Origin of the sequence: Streptomyces sp. ISL-12 (assembly GCF_018614415.1) — a bacterium.
Classification (GTDB): domain Bacteria; phylum Actinomycetota; class Actinomycetes; order Streptomycetales; family Streptomycetaceae; genus Streptomyces.
In genome coordinates this window covers 24856-41331 of the sequence record NZ_JAGGOO010000036.1, presented here as the reverse complement: position 1 = coordinate 41331, position 16476 = coordinate 24856, and the positions used below count along the sequence as shown (strand labels likewise).

Genomic DNA, 16476 nt, shown 5'->3' with positions numbered 1-16476 from the left:
CGCCGCGGCTGAAGGAGGTCAGCTCGGCCGGGCGCAGGACCGCGGGCTCGAAGGAGGCGAAGCAGGGCCGTGCTGCCGATCTCCGCGATGACCTTCGCCACCCACGGCCACCAGCACGGCGGCACCCACGTCGACAAGGCCGAGACCGCTGCTGGCCGGCATCGCGGGCCTGATCACCTACCTGATCGTCGGCGGACTCTCCGGCTTCTTCGAGGACAAGCTCGCAGAGGAGGAGGAACGCGAGCACGAGGCCGAGGAAGCCGCCGCCCGCTCGGGCAGGCCCAAGTCGGCGGTCGCCCGCCGGCGAGACGGCGTTCTTCATGTTCCTCTGCCTGGAAGTCCTGGACGCCTCCTTCTCCTTCGACGGGGTGATCGGCGCCTCCTTCTGGTCCTCCGTACGCCGCGACAAGCGGCTCGCCCAGGCCGAGGGGCCAGGAAACAGCGAGAAGGCGGAAGTCTCCTCCGGAGTGTGAGTCTCAGGCGGGCGGGGCGAGCAGGTCCTGGAGGATGCGCCGCAGCTCGGCGCGGTCCTGCGGAGTGATCCTCGCCAGCCTGCGGTCGTACTCCGCCGCGAGGGCGGCGAGCGCCCGGTCCCGGGCCTCGACGCCCTCACCGGTCAGGACGAGCCGGTGACGCCGCAGGTCCTCGTCGTCGATCTCGCGCCGGACGAACCCCTTGGCGACGAGGTTGCGGACATAGACCGTGACGCTCGCCTTGGGCAGCAGCAGTGCCGTGGCGATCTCGGCCGGGTACCGCGACGCTTCCACCTCGGCCAGCACGAAGAACTCCTTCGTCTCCAGCCCCAGCTCGGCCAGTTCCGGCGTGCAGGCGTCCATCACGACGCTCAGCAGCCGCTGGTTCAGCGTCCACAGCTGCGCCCCGTCGACCGGCATGCGGTCCCCCATCAAGAATCGAAGTGGTACGGTCCTGTATTAGTTTCAAACTGTACCAGTAGACGTTCCGTACTGGACGATGACGGAACGACAACCTCACGAAGGGTGCCCGCCATGCTCCAGCACATCACGATCCCGCGAGGGCCGATCCACCTCGCGGCCGACCTCCACCTGCCCGACGACGCCGACAGCTCCACGCCGCTGCGCGCCGTGGTGCTTTCCACGCCCGGCAGCAGCGTGAAGGAGCAGATCGGCGCGAACTACGCCTCGCGCCTCGCCGCCCGCGGTATCGCGGCGCTCGTCTTCGACCCCGCCCACCAGGGGCAGAGCGGAGGCGAACCCCGCGACCTGGAAGACCCCTACCGCCGAGGCGAGGACATCTCCTACGCCCTCGACGCGCTGACCACGATCCCCGGTATCGACCCGCATCGCGTCGGCGTCCTCGGCATCTGCGCCGGAGGCGGCTACGCCGTGCACACCGCCCGCACCGACCACCGCATCAAGGCCGTCGGCACAGTCGTCCCCGCCGACATCGGCACCGCGTTCCGCGGCTTCCAGCCCGACGGCCCGGCCACCGCGCTCGACGCCCTCGCCGACGCGCGCACGGAGGAGATCCGCTCCGGCGAGCCGGCCCGGGTGAACTGGCTGCCCGACACCCTGGAGGACGCCGCGGCGGCCGGGCTGACCGACATCGACACCACCCAGGCGATCACCTACTACCGCACCGAACGGGGCATCGCCGAGCACACCACCAACCGCCGCCTCGCGCGCGGCGACTCCCTCCTGCTGGGCTACGACGCGTTCCACCTGGTCGACCCGCTCATGACCCAGCCACTGCAGGTCATTCTCGCCGGACGCGTCGGCACCACCGGCTCCTACGACGCCGGCATGCGGCTGTGGAAGACGGCACCCAATCCCGTCGACCTCATGGTGATCGACGGCGCCGGACACTACGAGATGTACGACGAGCCCGAGTACGTCGACGCCGCCGTCGAACGGCTCGCGCGCTTCTACGTCGCCCACCTGTGAGGCGTCCGGCCGCGCGCGGGACCGGCCGGGCCGGCGCGGCGGCTACCGTTTGAAGTCGACCTCTTCGAGGCGGGTCCGTACGGTCCGGCCGCTCTCCCACGCGTTGGCGCCCGGTGCCACCTCCGGGACCGGGATGTCCGCCCGGCCGCGCCGCTTGCGGGACGTCGAGACGCCGAGCCTCTCGTCCCGGGCCCGGACCAGTTCCGGCGCGAGCTGTCCGTCCTCGGTGAAGCCCATCATCAGCTGCGGGATGCCGTAGGGGAAGTCGTCGCGGTCGTACTGCCAGGTGTGGAACGTCTTGCCGTAGGTCGTCACGAGATCCTCGAAGTAGGCGTGCTCGGCCATGTCGGGGATGCCCGGGGCGGTGAGGGTGCCGGACTTCACCTCGTAGTGGTGGCTGTGCCACAGCCGTTTCTCGTCCTCGGGCAGGCCGCGGAACCGCTCCTCGCTGATGATGTACTCGATGCCGATCAGACGGGCGTCGGGCGCGTTGCGGTCGAAGATCACGCACTGGTGCAGGTCGTGCTGGAGATGGATGCAGAAGTGCGTGGCTTCCACCTGTCGGCCCATGTCGTCGGCGTACATGTGGAAGCCGTCGAGGTAGGTGCTCATCGCGTCGAGCGGGTGTTTCGGCTGCATGGCGCCGGCCGCGAGGTCCAGCGCGCGGTGCTTGAGCGGGTGTCCCTTGCCGGTCTTGCTGATCGTGGCGGCCTTGCGGCCGAACAGCAGACCGGCCGCAGCCGTCACACCCGCCGCGACACCGATGCCGATGCTCGCGGCCGGCCCCCGGCCGGAGCCGTGAGTGCGGGATGTGCCGTGTGTGAGTGCCATGCGCCGCGAGTACCCGGAACACGGTGTCCCACGTCCGGTGCGGCACGATCTGCCGGGAGCCGGGGGACGCGTCAGCGGTGGCCGAACCAGCTCATCGCCGGCAGGGCCCGGTCGTCGTAGCCGAAGAGGGCCTGGTTCTCCCAGCCGTTGCCTGAGGCGGGGTCGGTGGGGTCCCAGCCGTTGCCGGTGACGGCGGTCCAGGTGGCCTCCCAGTAGAAGACGCCCAGGCCGCGGCCGTTCGGTACGGCCTCCACGATGCTCGCGATGTCGTTCATCCACCTCGTCTGTCCGGCGGGGGTGGCCGGGTAGCCGGGGACGAGTTCCCCGTCGAGGTCGATGATGTTCTCCTGCGCGTCCTCGCTGTCGAGGCGGAAGGGGTAGGCCGTCTCAGCGACGAAGACCGGCTTGCCGTAGCGGGTGGCGGCGTCGTCCAGGGTGGTCTGGAAGTCGGACAGCGTCCCGTGCCAGTACCCGTAGTACGACAGGCCGACGGCGTCGAACCGCACGCCGTTCGCGACGGCCGAGTCGAACCACCAGCGGGTGCCCTCCAGGTCACCGCCCTCGGCCAGGTGCAGCGCCACGGTCGTGGCGGGGCTGACCGCCTTGGCCGCGTCGTAGCCGGAGTTGAGCAGTCCGGCGAGCTGCGGCCAGTTGGCGGTGGAGCCCTCGTCCCACAGCATGCCGCCGTTGATCTCGTTGCCGATCTGGACCATGTCGGCGGTGGTGCCCTGGGCCTTCAGCGCGTTCAGCACGTCGTACGTGTGGCTGTACACGTCCGTCTTCAGCTGGGCGTAGGAGTGCGAGGCCCAGGCGGCCGGCTTGGTCTGCTTGCCCGGGTCGGCCCAGGAGTCCGAGTAGTGGAAGTCGACCAGCAGCTTCATGCCCTGCGCCTTGATCCGCTTGGCCAGGGCGAGGACGTGGGCCTTGTCGTTGTAGCCGTCGGCCGGGTTCACCCAGACCTTCAGACGGGCGTAGTTCATGCCGGCGGACCGCAGGACGGTGAGCGGGTCGGCGGTGGAGCCGGAGGCGGTGCGGTAGGTCCCGCCCTTTGCCTCGCTCTTGGCGAGGGAGGAGATGTCGGCGCCGTGCACGGTGGTGCCGCCGGTGCCGGGGGCGAAGGTCAGGTCGTCGACGTTGATCCAGTTGCCCGCGTTGGCGTCGCTGTTGATGCTGACGGTGCACTGGTGGGTGGTGACGGTGACCGGCACGACGATCCGGATCCAGCCGCTCGCGGAGACCGGGAGGCCGGTGCGCTGTTCGGTGCCGCCGCAGTTCTTGAGCGCTATGTACGCGGAGTTCTGGCCGCCGCCGGAGCGGACCCAGGCGGTGAGCCGGTAGCTGCCGTTGGCGAGGCCGGAGAGGTGCTGGTAGGTCTCGACCTGGTAGGCGGTGGACGCCCAGTGGCTCAGCCGGTAGCCGCCGCCGTGACCGCCCGCCTCGACGTAGGAGGCGCCGGCCGAGCCGTGCTCCGACCAGCCGGCGGGGGTGGCCGCGCCGGTGCCGTCGGCTTCGAAACCGCCGTTGGTGAGGGTGCTCGCCGCCTGGGCGGCGGGCGCGGGCGCCAGGGTGAGGGCGAGCCCCGCGGCCAGCGGCAGCAGCAGGGCTCTGAGCGTGCGTCCGGGATGGAACATCATCGTCCGTCGTCCCTTCGACGTAGGGGAAGGTACCGGGCGGAGGACGCGTGGCCCTCCGCCCGGGGGTGGTGCGGGCGGTCCCCGGCCTGCGGAACGTGCGCCGGGGACCGTTCGTTCAGCCGTCGAGCCGGACGACCCGTACGGCCCCCGCGGGGACCTCGATGCGGCCCGCGGCGCTCTCGCCCGTCAGCAGTTCGGTGCCGGGCGTGTCCAGGGGCACCTTGGCGTCGGTGCCGGTGTGGTTGATCACGAAGAGGTAGCTGCCCGACCCGCCGGCGCGCCGCACCACCTCGACGTCGCGGGGCAGGTCGGGACGGGCCGGGACGCGCGCGTCCTCGCCGGCCCGGGCCAGCACCGCGTCCAGGCCGTCGGCGCCGAGGCGGGTGGAGACGTACCAGGCGGTGCCCTCGCCGAGGCGGTGCCGGGTGACGGCGGGCCGGCCGGCGGCCGGGCCGTCCGCGTACGTCCACACGGTCTCGGCGCCGCGCGGGACCACGAACTCGGTCCAGACGTCGGCGGCCAGGCCGGTGCCGTCGGGGCCGGTGACCCGGACCGTGTCGCCCTCCAGCAGCGGTGCGAACTCCTCGACGGTCAGGCCGAGCACGTCCCGCAGCGCGCCGGGGCAGGCACCCTCGTGGACGGCGTCGTGCTCGTCGACGACACCGGAGAAGTACGACACCAGCAGCGTGCCGCCGCCCTCCACGTACCGGGTGAGGTTGCGGCCGGCCGCCTCGGTCATCAGGTACAGCGCGGGCACCACGACCAGGGGATAGGCCGACAGGTCGGCCTCCGGGTGGGCGAAGTCGACCGTCAGGTGACGGTCGTAGAGCGCCTCGTAGAAGGCGTCGGCGCGTTCGCGGGCGTCGTGGTCCTCACTGGGCCGCCACTCCAGGTTCTGCGCCCACCAGGAGTGCCAGTCCCACAGGACCGCCACGTCGGCGACGGTGCGGGTGGAACGGATCTCGCGCAGTGCGTCGAGCGACGCGCCGAGCCCGACGACCTCGCGCCAGACGCGGGTGTCGGTGCCACCGTGCGGCAGCATCGCCGAGTGGAACTTCTCGGCGCCGCGCCGGGACTGCCGCCACTGGAAGAACATCGCGCCCTCGGAGCCGCGGGCCACGTGGGCGAGGGAGTTGCGGGCCATCTGGCCGGGGGTCTTGGCGGGGTTGCGCGGCTGCCAGTTGACGCCCGAGGTGGAGTGTTCGAGCAGCAGCCAGGGGGCGCCGCCCGCCACCGAGCGGGTCAGGTCGGCGGCCATGGCGAGGTTGACGTGGGTGCGGCGGCCGTCCGTGATCAGGTAGTGGTCGTTGGTGACCAGGTCGACCTCGCGGCCCCAGGCCCAGTAGTCGATCGAGTCGCACTGACTGAGGGCGGTCATGAAGTTGGTGGTGACCGGGACGCCGGGTGAGAGGCGGTGCAGGATGTCGCGTTCCGCGCGGAAGTTCTCGCGGATGGTGGCGTCGGCGAACCGCTTGTAGTCCAGCGCCTGCGCCGGGTTGCCGACCGTGGGGGTCAGGCGCGGCGGGTTGATCTCGTCGAAGCCGCCGTAGCGCTGGCCCCAGAAGGCGGTGCCCCACGCCTCGTTGACCGCGTCGACCGTGCCGTACTCCGCCGCCAGCCAGCGGCGGAAGTGCGCGGCGCAGGAGTCGCAGTAGCAGGCGGAGACGGGGACGCCGTACTCGTTGTGGACGTGCCACAGGGCGAGTGCGGGGTGGTCGGCGTAGCGCTCGGCGAGCCGGGTGGTGATGTTCGCGGCGGCGGCCCGGTAGTCGGCGTTGCTGTGGCAGATGGCGCCGCGGGAGCCGAACTCGTAGCGCCTGCCGTCGGCGGTGACGGGCAGCGCCTCGGGGTGGGCCCGGAAGAACCAGACCGGGGGGACCACGGTGGGGGTGCCGAGGTCGACGCGGATGCCGTTCGCGTGCAGCAGGTCCAGCACCCGGTCGAGCCAGCCGAAGTCGTACGTCCCCGGCGCGGGTTCCAGCAGCGCCCAGGAGAAGATCCCCACGCTCACCATGGAGACGCCGGCCTCCCGCATCAGCCGGACGTCCTCGGTCCAGACGCTTTCCGGCCACTGCTCGGGGTTGTAGTCCCCGCCGAAGGCGAGCCCGGTGAGGCCCTTGGGGGTGGTCTCCGGCATGTAAGTCTCCCGGTCGATCGATCATTTGGGAACGTGCACACACATGGTGGGCGGTGCGGGCCCAACATAACCGCACAGCAACAACCATTGACAAGTGTCCGGGACGTTTCTCTACTGTGAACGCTCACAGACGCATGGCAGGTCCTCGTGACGTGCGAGGACCCTGTTTTCAGGGGAGATTTCCATGCCGCACACGAAGCACCGTCGCCTCGTGGCCACCGCCGTCGCCGTCGCGCTCGGCGCCACCGCGCTCGCCGCCTGCGGATCGGAGGACGACGAGGCCGGCTCGGGTCCCGTTTCGCTCACGTACTGGACCTGGACACCCGGCATGGACAAGGTCGTCGACCTGTGGAACAAGGGGCCGGGCAAGAAGGAGCGGATCAGCGTCACGGTGAAGAAGCAGGCGTCCGGCGACACGCTGGTCACCAAGATCCTCACCGCGCACAAGGCCGGCGAGGCCCCCGACCTGGTCCAGGCCGAGTACCAGGCGCTGCCCACGCTGGTCAGCAATGACGCGCTGGCCGACATATCCGGCGAGGTCGGTGACGCGAAGGCCGCCTTCGCCGAGGGCGTCTGGCAGCAGACCACGCTGGGCACCGACGCGGTCTACGCGGTGCCGCAGGACATCGGGCCGATGATGTTCTACTACCGCGCGGACCTGTTCAAGAAGTACGGCCTCGAAGTCCCCGCCACCTGGGACGAGTTCGCCGAGACCGCCCGGGCGCTGAAGAAGAAGGCCCCGGAGGTGGACCTCACCACCTTCTCCGCCAACGACTCCGGCCTCTTCGCCGGCCTCGCCCAGCAGGCCGGCGCCAAGTGGTGGACCACCGAGGGCGAGAAGTGGAAGGTCGGCATCGACGACGCGGCGACCAGGAAGGTCGCCGAGTTCTGGGGCGGGCTCGTCGAGGAGGGCGCCATCGACAACCAGCCGATGTACACCCCGGCCTGGAACAAGGCGCTCAACACCGGCAAGCAGATCGCCTGGGTCAGCGCCGTGTGGGCCCCGGGCACCCTGACCACCGCCGCGCCCGACACCGCCGGCAAGTGGGCCATGGCGCCGCTCCCCCAGTGGTCCGGCGGCGAGAACGTCACCGGCAGCTGGGGCGGCTCCTCCACCGGCGTCACCACGGACTCCGGCGACAAGGAGGCCGCCGCGAAGTTCGCCACCTGGCTGAACACCGACGGCGAGGCCCTGAACGCGCTCGCCGAGGAGAGCGGCATCTACCCGGCCGCCACCGCCGCCCAGACCAGCGGCGCCTTCGCCGAGCCGCCGGAGTACTTCTCCCGCCAGGAGGACTTCTGGAGCAAGGCCGCCGAGATCGCGGGGACCACCGCGCCGTCCGCCTGGGGCCCGAACGTCAACGTCGCCTACACGACCTTCAAGGACGCCTTCGGCGCCGCCGCCAAGAACAAGTCGGACTTCACCGCCGCCCTGGCCGCCATGCAGGACGACACCGTCGCCGACCTGGAGAAGCAGGGCTTCGAGGTCGCCCGGTGACCAGCACGGCACGCCGCAGGCCGTACGGGGTACGGACCGCCCCGTACGCCTTCCTCCTCCCCGCGACGCTCCTGTTCGTCCTGTTCTTCGCGCTGCCCATCGGCTACGCGGTCTGGCTCAGCTTCCGCAAGGTGCGGGTCTCCGGTCTCGGCCTGGGCTCGGGCGCCCGCACCGAGGTCTCGGCCGGTCTGGAGAACTACACCGCCGCCCTCACCGACAGCGAACTGCTCAGCGGCGCCCTGCGCGTCCTCGGCTACGGCGCGATCGTCGTCCCCGCGATGCTGGGACTCGCGCTGCTGTTCGCGCTGATGCTCGACTCCGAACGGGTACGGCTCGCCCCGCTCACTCGGCTCGCGATCTTCCTGCCGTACGCAGTCCCCGGCGTGGTAGCGGCGCTGCTGTGGGGCTTCCTGTACCTGCCGGACGTCAGCCCGTTCTACTTCGTGCTCGACCGGCTCGGCCTGCCGCAGCCGGATCTGCTGGACGGCGGTCCGCTCTACCTCGCTCTGTCGAACATCGCGGTGTGGGGCGGCACCGGCTTCAACATGATCGTCATCTACACCTCGCTGCGGTCCATACCGGCCGAGGTGTACGAGGCGGCGAAACTGGACGGCGCCGGCCCGCTCCAGATCGCGCTGCGCATCAAGATCCCGATGGTGGCCCCCTCCCTGGTGCTGACCTTCTTCTTCTCGATCATCGCCACGCTCCAGGTGTTCAACGAGCCCACCACCCTCAAACCCCTCACCAACTCCGTGTCCACCACCTGGAGTCCGCTGATGAAGGTGTACCAGGACGCCTTCGGCAAGGGCGACATCCACGCCGCCGCGGCCCAGGCCACCCTCATCGCGCTGGTCACGCTGCTGCTGTCCTTCGGCTTCCTGCGGGCCGCGAACCGTCGTCAGAAGCAGGAGGCGGCCCGATGAGTTCCCTCGCCCTGCGCGAGTCCGCGTCCGCCGCGGGCACCACCCCCGACGCCGCCCAGAGGCCCCCGCAGCGCCGGCGGATCGGCCTGCTCCCGACCGTGACGCTGCTGCTCGGCGCGGTCTACTGTCTGCTGCCCGTGGCCTGGGTGGTGATCGCCTCCACCAAGTCGGGCAGCGAGCTGTTCTCCACCTTCACCTTCCTGCCGGGCAGCGGATTCACCGAGAACCTGTCCGACCTCAGCGCCTACCGCGACGGCGTGTACTGGCAGTGGATGGGCAACTCCGCCCTCTACGCCGTGGCCGGCGCCCTGCTCTCCGCGACCGTGTCGGCGTGCGCCGGGTACGCGCTGGCGGTCTACCGCTTCCGCGGCCGGGAGGCGATGTTCAACGTGCTGCTGGCCGGGGTGCTGATGCCGCCGGTGATCCTCGCCGTCCCGCAGTACCTGCTGCTGGCCCAGGCCGACCTGACGGACTCCTACCTGTCCGTGCTGCTGCCGCAGATCCTCTCCCCGTACGGCGTCTACCTGGCCCGTGTCTACGCCGCCGCGACCGTCCCGGCGGACGTGGTCGAGGCCGGGCGGATGGACGGCGCGAGCGAGTGGCGGATCTTCACCCGGATCGCGCTGCCGATGATGGTGCCGGGCCTGGTGACGGTCTTCCTCTTCCAGTTCGTGGCGATCTGGAACAACTTCCTGCTGCCGTACATCATGCTCAGCGACGACGAGAAGTTCCCGATCACCCTCGGCCTGTACACGCTGCTGGAGCAGGGGGCGAACACCCCCGCCCTGTACACGCTGGTGGTCACCGGCGCCTTCCTCGCGGTGTTCCCGCTGGTGGCGCTGTTCCTGGTCGTCCAGCGGTTCTGGAGTCTGGACCTGCTGTCCGGGGCCGTAAAGTCATGACCATGAGCAAGGCAGGGGGCCGGCCCAGACCACCGACCATCCACGACGTGGCGCGCGAGGCGGGTGTCTCGCGCGGCACCGTCTCGCGCGTCCTCAACGGCGGGCACTACGTGAGCCCGGCGGCGCAGGAGGCGGTCAACGCCGCGATCCGCAGGACCGGGTACGTGGTGAACCGGCACGCGCGCTCGCTGATCACCGGCCGGTCGGACTCGGTGGGCTTCCTGCTGACGGAACCCCAGGAACGCTTCTTCGAGGACCCCAACTTCAACGTCCTGCTGCGCGGCTGCACCCAGGCGCTGGCCGCGCACGACATCCCGCTGCTGCTGATGCTGGCGGGAACGGACGACGAACGACGGCGCATCACGCGGTACATCACCGCGGGGCACGTCGACGGAGTGCTCCTGGTCTCCAGCCACTCCGGCGATCCGGTGGCGCAGGAACTGCTGGAGGCGGGGGTGCCGCTGGTCGCCTGCGGCAAGCCGATCGGGCTCGGGTCCAAGGTGAGTTACGTGGCCGCGGACGACCGCGACGGCGCCCGGGACATGGTCCGGCATCTTCTCTCGCTCGGGCGCCGCCGGATCGGCATGGTCACCGGTCCGCTGGACACGCCCGGCGGTGTCGAACGGCTCGCCGGCTACCAGGAGGAGCTGACCGGGGCGGGTCTTCCGGTCGACGACCGGCTCATCGCCTCCGGCGACTACAGCCGGGCCAGCGGCGAGGCGGGCGCGGAGCTGCTGCTCGCCCGGGCGCCCGACCTGGACGCCGTGTTCGTCGCCTCGGACCTCATGGCGCAGGGCGTGCTCGCGGCGCTGCGGCGGGCCGGGCGGCGGGTGCCGCAGGACGTGTCCGTCGGCGGCTTCGACGACTCCCCCGCCGCGCCGGCGGCGAGCCCCGCGCTGACGACCATCCGGCAGCCGTGGGACCGGATCAGCTCGGAGATGGTCCGCGTGCTGCTCGCCCAGGTCGGCGGCGAGGACCCGGCGGCGGTGATCCTGCCGACGGAGCTGGTGGTACGGGAGTCCGCCTGAGCCGCTGTCCGGCCCGGCCACGGTCCGCGCCGTGCCGGCCGCGGGGCACCCGCTGATCCTGCCCAGGACACCGGTCGGCCCGCCCGCGGGAACGCCTCCGCGGCCTTCACGGACCCGTGGTGGACCGGCCCGCACACCAGCGCGCAGCGCAGGGCCATCAGGCGTAGCGTCGGGTACGGACCTGCTCCTGGAGTGCCTGCACGTGTAGAGCAGCTGGTTGGCCAGGGTCAGGAAGACCTGGGTGAGCAGGGACGACAGGCCGTTCGCGGCGGCCTGTTCCTCGGCGGAGACCACCGACACGATCATGGCCTGCTGTCCGGCCATCAGGATGCCGCCGCCCAGGCCCATGACGACGCCGGTGACGATGATCTGCGCCGCGTCGCGGTGGTAGAACCCGGCCAGGACGAGCCCCGCGGCGAGGACGACGAGTCCGGCGTACCAGACGGCGCGCGGGCTGACCGACCGTACGGCCCGGCCCACGCCGACGCCGGCGGCGAAGGTGACGAGCCCGGCCGGGATGCCGATGAGGGCGTTGTGGGTGGTGGACCAGCCCAGCCCGTCGGAGACGTGGGGAATCGCCGGGTAGAGGGCGAGGAAGATCAGGATGGCCTGGGAGGCGAAGAACGCCGCCTGCGGCACGGAGGAACCGAGCAGGACGGTGGCCAGCGACCGGCGGCCCAGCATGCGCAGATCGAGTATCGGGGCGGCGGACCTCAGCTCCACCACGACGAACACGGCCAGTGCGGCCGCGCCCGCGCACACGGCGGTGAGTACTCCCATGGAACTCCAGCCCCAGTCACGGCCCTGGCCGATTCCGAAGACCACCAGGGCGAGGCCGCTGCCGAGCAGCAGGGCGCCTGCCACGTCCAGGCGTCCGCCCGCGGCCCGTCGCGGGGTCTCGGGCACGCCGAGCAGGGCCGCCATCGCGACGACGGTCGAGACGACGAGGAACCAGAGCGCTCCACGCCATCCGAAGGCGTCCAGCAGCCAGCCGGACATCAGCGGGGCGAGCATGCTGAGCACACCGACCGAGCCGGCGACGGTACCGAGGGCCATGGCGACCTTGCGGGGCGGGAACAGGTCACGGACGGCGGCCAGCACGAGGACCGCGACGGGACCGTACAGGCCGCCGACCACCCGGCCGACGACCATCACCGGATAGTTCGGTGCGAGCACGGTGACGAGGTCGCCCACCAGACCGGCCGCGGTCAGGGTGATCATCACCCGTCGTTTGCCGTGCACGTCGCCCAGGCGTACGGCGAACGGTGTGGCCACGATGGTCGCCAGCGTGAACGCCAGGCTGAACCAGGCGATCTGCGTGGTGTGGAAGTGCTGGGCGATCTGTGGCTGGGCGTTCGCGGCGATGATGCCCGCCACCACCAGCAGTTGGCCGGGCCAGATCAACGCCACCAGTTGCCGGACTTCCGGGGCGGTCCAGCGGGAGGCTTCGGAGGCGGACCGTGTGGGGCCGGCCGCATCGGGGTCACCGGGCGCAGCGAGTGCCGTGGGCGGCTGCGCCGGGTCGGGCGAAGTGTTCATGGTCGCTCCGAAGGAAGGTCGGCGCTTCGTCACGCCGAGGTTTCCGACCGATGATGCGAAGCGAAAACCAAGTACGCTAGGTTTTCGGTAAGTGATACAGATCACAGCGAGTCGAGATGGCCGGCCCGCCCGCCTTCCCGCTGTCCCGACTGGCTACCGTGAGCCTCATGACCAGCAACCCCGGCAGCCGGCGTGGCAGTTACTCGGTCGGTGTCGCCCGCCGCCAGAAGATCGTGGAGGCCGCCGCGCGCCGGTTCGCGGTGGAGGGCTACCACCGCACCGCGCTCACTCGCGTCGCGGAGGATGTCGGGATCACCGAGGGCGGCCTGCTGCACCACTTCCGGTCCAAGAAGCATCTGCTGCTGGCCGTCATGGAACACCGCTTCACCGTCGACGCGGAGTGGTGGACACACCTGCCGGACGACGCGAGCGGACGTGACATCCTGCGCGCCATGGTGGCGGCGACCGAGCGCCGCCTTGCCGAGGCCGGGCTCATCGAGCTGTTCGTCCTCACCTCGGCCGAGGCCGCGGATCCCGCGGGTGCCGCGCACACCCTCTTCGCCGAGCGTTACCGGCGCGCCGTCGACGAACTCGCCCAGCGTCTGGGCAAGGCCATGGAGCGCGGCACACTGCGCGAGAACACCGACTGCCGAGCCGTGGCCCGCGAGTGCATCGCCGTCAGCGACGGCCTCCAGTTGCAGTGGGTGATCTCCGGCGGGACGCTCGACCTGGTCGACGCCGTCCGCATCCACGCCGATCGCATCGCCCGCACCGTGCTTCCGGACGGCCTCGGGCTCTGACCGGCCGTCGAGCGGCGCACCCCGAAGGGCGGAACCGACACGGTCCCGCCCTTCGGGGTGCGCGGCAGAGATCCGGGTTCAGGCGTTGTAGCCGCCGTGGGCGTCCAGCACCGCGCCCGTGACGTACGACGCGGCCGGGCTCGCCAGGAAGGCGATCGCCGCGGCGATTTCGTCGGGGTGCCCCATGCGCTGCAGGGACAGCGAACCGACCAGGGCCTTGAGGGTCTCGGGGTCCGGCGGCTGCATGCCGCCCTCCATCAGTCCGGCTTCCACGACGTTGGCCGTGATGTTCCGGGGCCCGAGGTCGCGTGCGACGCCCATGGTGTACCTCTCGATCCCGGACTTGGTCGCCGAGTAGTCGGCGAGGCCGGGGGCGCCGACCCGGGAGCCGAGTCCGGAACTCACCGTGATGACGCGGCCGCCCGTGCGCAGCACTCGGGAGGCGGCCCGGATGACGGCGATCACACCGAGGTAGTTGGTGGCGTGCATCCGGTCCAGTGCGGCGGTGTCGGCGTCCGGGTCGTCCACCGTGCCGGCCACGGAGATCGCCGCGTTGTTGACGAGGATGTCCAGGCCGCCGAAGTGCGCGACCACGTCGTCGATCAGCGCCGGCGCCCGGCTCGTGTCCGCCTGGTCGGACTGGAAGGCGACGGCCTTGGCTCCCTTGCCGTGCACCTCGTCGACGACGGCCCGCGCCTGCTGCTCGGAGCTGACGTAGGTGAAGGCGACGTCGGCGCCCTGCTCGGCCAGCAGCCGTACGGTCGCGGCCCCCAGCCCGCGCGACCCCCCGGTCACCAGGGCGACCTTGCCCATCAGTGGCTTGCTCATTCTTCTCACCTCGTTGATTGACCCTTTCGGCAGTCGCAACGCTAATTGTTACGACAGTCTGATGCAACCTTCGCTGTTACGACTGCGCTGTCGTAACATGAAGCGTTGCGGCCGAGAGGAGGAGTCCATGAGCGCCAACAGCAGGCTGACCATCGCCGCCCACGCGCTGGCCTGGATCGGCCTCTACCAGCGCCAAGGCCATGAGGTCGCCACCTCCGAGCAGATCGCGACCAGCGCGAACACCAACCCGGTGGTGATCAGACGGCTGCTCGGCGAGCTGCGCAGGGCCGGGCTCGTGGAGTCCCGGCGGGGTGTGGGCGCGGGCTGGTCGCTGGCACGCGAGCTGGAATCGATCACCCTCCTCGACGTGTACGAGGCAGTGGAACCCGGCCCGCTGTTCGCCATGCACCGCACCACCCCGGACCAGGAATGCGTGGTGGGTCACGGCATCCAGCCGGCCATGCGGAGCATCTACGAGGGCATCGAGCGGACCCTGAGGCACGAGCTGGCCCGCGTCACGCTCGAGGACGTACTCCGGGACGTACTCGCGGCACCTCGCCAGCGCTCTGACCGCACACCTCCTCCGGAGTGAGCGGGTGCGGGGCCATTGATGCCGGCTGCCTTGCCGAGGCATCCACCTGTGCTCGGCTCGTGCAGCCGCTTTCCGACCGCAGCAATCCGTTGATCACGGCGTTCCCCGCCCCGGTCGCAGTCGAGGGCCAGCAGGTTGTGATCCCCGGGCGCCTCTACAACGACGAGCCGCCACCCGATGCGGTGGCGTCGCTTTCGTCGCGCCGCCAACAGCTTCTGCACTGCCTGTACTCAAGGCACTGTGACGGTGTGGTCGGACAGCGTCACCTGGAGAAGAGCGTTGGTTCCACGGACCATTCCACGGACCCCTGGGTCGTCCCCTTCGTCGTGCAGCTGGTCGGCGAGTACGTCCTGGAGATCAACTCAACGGCGGGTCGTGAGCTACCGGAGCTGCTGCTACCGGGGCACCTGCACGAGTTTTCTGGGCTCCCCGGGGTGCACTCTTCTCGACCTCCTACGGGCCCGCTGCCCTCCGACGCGGCAGGGCGTCCCTGGCCCAACCTCGCTCCCGCCGGTACCAGGTTGGACGGTTACGGCTAGCGTATGCCGGCGTGAAGTTCCCAAGAACGATCAAGGGCCGGTTTCGGATCTCTCCGAAACCGGCCCTGACCTGCGACTGTCTCCAGTCGGGACGACAGGATTTGAACCTGCGACCCCTTGACCCCCAGGAGTATGCGTGATCCCTTTTGTCACCACATCCGGCTGGAAATCAGGGTGCGCAGCGTGCGGTAACTGGCGTGTCGTGCAGGCATGCGCGCACCGTGTGGTCCCCAAATGGTCCCCAGTTGGGTCCAGGGTGCGTCGCAGAAGTGCTGGTCGGAGCCATCAACGAGTGGCTGTGACCAGCACTTTTGAAACGCACCCTAGTTCGCCGGAGGGGTCGGCGAGTACCCGGTAGCCGGCTTCCTCCGGCGTCTGCCCGTCGTACACGCCGCCCACGGGCAGCATCAGCATGCCGCAGAGGTCGACGGCGGTGACGCAGTCGGCGCCGACCGGGACGAACAGCGAGACGCCGACCACCGGTGGCCGCCAGTTCTCGTAGGCGGCGTGACGGCGCTGCGTGGGCGGGTTGGCTTTTGAGGCGGGCATCAGGCCGGATCCTTCTGCACTGCAGCCACGATCTCCTCGAGGTGCCGGGGCGGGCTGGTGCTAGGGATGGGGGCGACGTGAGAGCCCTGGGAGAGAAGCCAGTACAGCGGAGCGGCAGGTCCGTGGGCTTGGGCCAGGATGCCGGCGTCCAGCGGCCGGTAGGCCACGTACGGGATGTTCAGGTCGCGGCACATCTCCACGGCCGGGTCATCGCAGTCGGTGGTGTTCAGCACGTTCTGCACCGCTGCGACGGGAATGTAGTTGAGCACGTAGCGAATGTCCTCGGGCGTGACCTTCGACAGGCCGATGTGTCCGATCTTCCCCTCCTCCTGCAGAGCGTGCAGCACGGCGATCTGGTCGTCGCGCGATACCTCGGGGTCGATGCGGTGCAGATAGCACAGCTCCAGCCGCTCCATCTTCATGCGGCGGAGGCTCGCTTCGACGCAGGCCCGCAGGTAGAAGGGGTTACCGAGCGGCTTCCACTGGCCAGGAGCGGGGCGGACCATGCCGACCTTGGTGGCGATCAGCAGGTGGTCAGGGTAGGGGTAGAGCGCTTCCCGGATGAGTTGTTCGACGGTGTGGGTGAAGACGCCCATGACGCGGGCTCTGCTGTCCGGCTGGCCCGTCTATCTCACCAGCGCGGCCGCGATGGCGATGCTGGCCACCGCGGAACTGGTCCTGCCGGCCCTGCTGGAGGACCGGCACGGTCCGCGTGCAGAGCCTGGTCCTGCTCACCGCCACCGCCGGCTGCGTC

Annotated in this window: 14 protein-coding genes and 2 pseudogenes; 8 read left to right on the top strand and 8 right to left on the bottom strand. The window is 70.5% G+C overall.

Annotated elements, in window-relative coordinates:
- Positions 1–69: 69 nt before the first annotated feature.
- A pseudogene (locus J7I94_RS39505) lies at positions 70–473 on the top strand (DUF475 domain-containing protein); the annotation flags it as partial.
- 3 nt (positions 474–476) lie between these two features.
- Here J7I94_RS39505 and J7I94_RS10620 read toward each other — a convergent pair.
- Positions 477–893 (bottom strand): MarR family winged helix-turn-helix transcriptional regulator, encoded by a 417-nt coding sequence (locus J7I94_RS10620; RefSeq protein ID WP_215166748.1) that lies wholly within the window; start codon positions 891–893, stop codon positions 477–479.
- Between the two features lie 105 nt (positions 894–998).
- Between J7I94_RS10620 and J7I94_RS10615 the strand changes: the two genes are divergently transcribed.
- Positions 999–1922 carry an alpha/beta hydrolase gene (locus J7I94_RS10615; RefSeq protein WP_308114537.1) on the top strand — a complete coding sequence of 308 codons (924 nt, stop codon included), beginning with the start codon at positions 999–1001 and terminating at the stop codon, positions 1920–1922.
- Positions 1923–1964: 42 nt separating this feature from the next.
- Here the strand turns inward: J7I94_RS10615 and J7I94_RS10610 are convergent, their stop codons facing one another.
- The 3 genes from J7I94_RS10610 to J7I94_RS10600 form a co-directional block, all read right to left on the bottom strand.
- Positions 1965–2753: an OBAP family protein gene (locus tag J7I94_RS10610; RefSeq protein WP_215166746.1), complete on the bottom strand. Its 789-nt coding sequence runs from the start codon at positions 2751–2753 to the stop codon at positions 1965–1967.
- 71 nt (positions 2754–2824) lie between these two features.
- A complete protein-coding gene (locus J7I94_RS10605; protein WP_215166789.1) occupies positions 2825–4384 on the bottom strand; it encodes a glycosyl hydrolase 53 family protein in 1560 nt (519 codons plus the stop codon).
- Between the two features lie 118 nt (positions 4385–4502).
- A complete protein-coding gene (locus J7I94_RS10600; protein ID WP_215166745.1) occupies positions 4503–6524 on the bottom strand; it encodes a beta-galactosidase in 2022 nt (673 codons plus the stop codon).
- A gap of 184 nt (positions 6525–6708) precedes the next feature.
- On the opposite strand from J7I94_RS10600, the gene J7I94_RS10595 reads away from it, so the two are divergent.
- The 4 genes from J7I94_RS10595 to J7I94_RS10580 are packed head-to-tail and all read left to right on the top strand — an operon-like array spanning position 6709 to position 10875.
- Entirely contained in the window at positions 6709–8022 is a 1314-nt protein-coding gene (locus J7I94_RS10595) for an ABC transporter substrate-binding protein (protein WP_215166744.1), read from the top strand.
- Positions 8019–8945 carry a carbohydrate ABC transporter permease gene (locus J7I94_RS10590; protein ID WP_215166743.1) on the top strand — a complete coding sequence of 309 codons (927 nt, stop codon included), beginning with the start codon at positions 8019–8021 and terminating at the stop codon, positions 8943–8945. The genes J7I94_RS10595 and J7I94_RS10590 overlap by 4 nt, the downstream gene beginning before the upstream one ends.
- Positions 8942–9847: a carbohydrate ABC transporter permease gene (locus tag J7I94_RS10585; RefSeq protein ID WP_215166742.1), complete on the top strand. Its 906-nt coding sequence runs from the start codon at positions 8942–8944 to the stop codon at positions 9845–9847. The genes J7I94_RS10590 and J7I94_RS10585 overlap by 4 nt, the downstream gene beginning before the upstream one ends.
- Complete coding sequence (locus J7I94_RS10580) at positions 9844–10875, top strand: LacI family DNA-binding transcriptional regulator (RefSeq protein ID WP_215166741.1); 1032 nt, start codon at positions 9844–9846, stop codon at positions 10873–10875. Before J7I94_RS10585 ends, J7I94_RS10580 begins: the two co-directional genes overlap by 4 nt.
- 291 nt (positions 10876–11166) lie before the next feature.
- Here the strand turns inward: J7I94_RS10580 and J7I94_RS39500 are convergent.
- Positions 11167–12414 (bottom strand): annotated as a pseudogene (locus tag J7I94_RS39500) (MFS transporter); the annotation flags it as partial.
- Between the two features lie 167 nt (positions 12415–12581).
- Between J7I94_RS39500 and J7I94_RS10570 the strand changes: the two are divergent.
- Positions 12582–13214 carry a TetR/AcrR family transcriptional regulator gene (locus J7I94_RS10570; RefSeq protein WP_215166740.1) on the top strand — a complete coding sequence of 211 codons (633 nt, stop codon included), beginning with the start codon at positions 12582–12584 and terminating at the stop codon, positions 13212–13214.
- 78 nt (positions 13215–13292) lie between these two features.
- Here J7I94_RS10570 and J7I94_RS10565 read toward each other — a convergent pair whose 3' ends face one another.
- Entirely contained in the window at positions 13293–14042 is a 750-nt protein-coding gene (locus J7I94_RS10565; RefSeq protein WP_215166739.1) for an SDR family NAD(P)-dependent oxidoreductase, read from the bottom strand.
- Positions 14043–14169: 127 nt separating this feature from the next.
- Here J7I94_RS10565 and J7I94_RS10560 point away from each other — a divergent pair, with 127 nt between their 5' ends.
- A complete protein-coding gene (locus J7I94_RS10560) occupies positions 14170–14634 on the top strand; it encodes an Rrf2 family transcriptional regulator (protein ID WP_215166738.1) in 465 nt (154 codons plus the stop codon).
- An 824-nt stretch (positions 14635–15458) separates the two neighbouring features.
- Here the strand turns inward: J7I94_RS10560 and J7I94_RS10555 are convergent.
- Positions 15459–15722: a hypothetical protein gene (locus J7I94_RS10555; RefSeq protein WP_215166737.1), complete on the bottom strand. Its 264-nt coding sequence runs from the start codon at positions 15720–15722 to the stop codon at positions 15459–15461.
- Complete coding sequence (locus J7I94_RS10550) at positions 15722–16318, bottom strand: aldo/keto reductase (protein WP_251074949.1); 597 nt, start codon at positions 16316–16318, stop codon at positions 15722–15724. Before J7I94_RS10550 ends, J7I94_RS10555 begins: the two co-directional genes overlap by 1 nt.
- Positions 16319–16476 lie beyond the last annotated feature (158 nt).

Coding starts and splice junctions, on each gene's coding strand:
- J7I94_RS10585 (WP_215166742.1), top strand. CDS start 8,942: ATGAGTTCCCTCGCCCTGCGCGAGTCCGCGTCCGCCGCGGGCACCACC.
- J7I94_RS10620 (WP_215166748.1), bottom strand. CDS start 893: ATGCCGGTCGACGGGGCGCAGCTGTGGACGCTGAACCAGCGGCTGCTG.
- J7I94_RS10570 (WP_215166740.1), top strand. CDS start 12,582: ATGACCAGCAACCCCGGCAGCCGGCGTGGCAGTTACTCGGTCGGTGTC.
- J7I94_RS10580 (WP_215166741.1), top strand. CDS start 9,844: ATGACCATGAGCAAGGCAGGGGGCCGGCCCAGACCACCGACCATCCAC.
- J7I94_RS10595 (WP_215166744.1), top strand. CDS start 6,709: ATGCCGCACACGAAGCACCGTCGCCTCGTGGCCACCGCCGTCGCCGTC.
- J7I94_RS10555 (WP_215166737.1), bottom strand. CDS start 15,722: ATGCCCGCCTCAAAAGCCAACCCGCCCACGCAGCGCCGTCACGCCGCC.
- J7I94_RS10610 (WP_215166746.1), bottom strand. CDS start 2,753: ATGGCACTCACACACGGCACATCCCGCACTCACGGCTCCGGCCGGGGG.
- J7I94_RS10605 (WP_215166789.1), bottom strand. CDS start 4,384: ATGTTCCATCCCGGACGCACGCTCAGAGCCCTGCTGCTGCCGCTGGCC.
- J7I94_RS10600 (WP_215166745.1), bottom strand. CDS start 6,524: ATGCCGGAGACCACCCCCAAGGGCCTCACCGGGCTCGCCTTCGGCGGG.
- J7I94_RS10550 (WP_251074949.1), bottom strand. CDS start 16,318: ATGGGCGTCTTCACCCACACCGTCGAACAACTCATCCGGGAAGCGCTC.
- J7I94_RS10565 (WP_215166739.1), bottom strand. CDS start 14,042: ATGAGCAAGCCACTGATGGGCAAGGTCGCCCTGGTGACCGGGGGGTCG.
- J7I94_RS10560 (WP_215166738.1), top strand. CDS start 14,170: ATGAGCGCCAACAGCAGGCTGACCATCGCCGCCCACGCGCTGGCCTGG.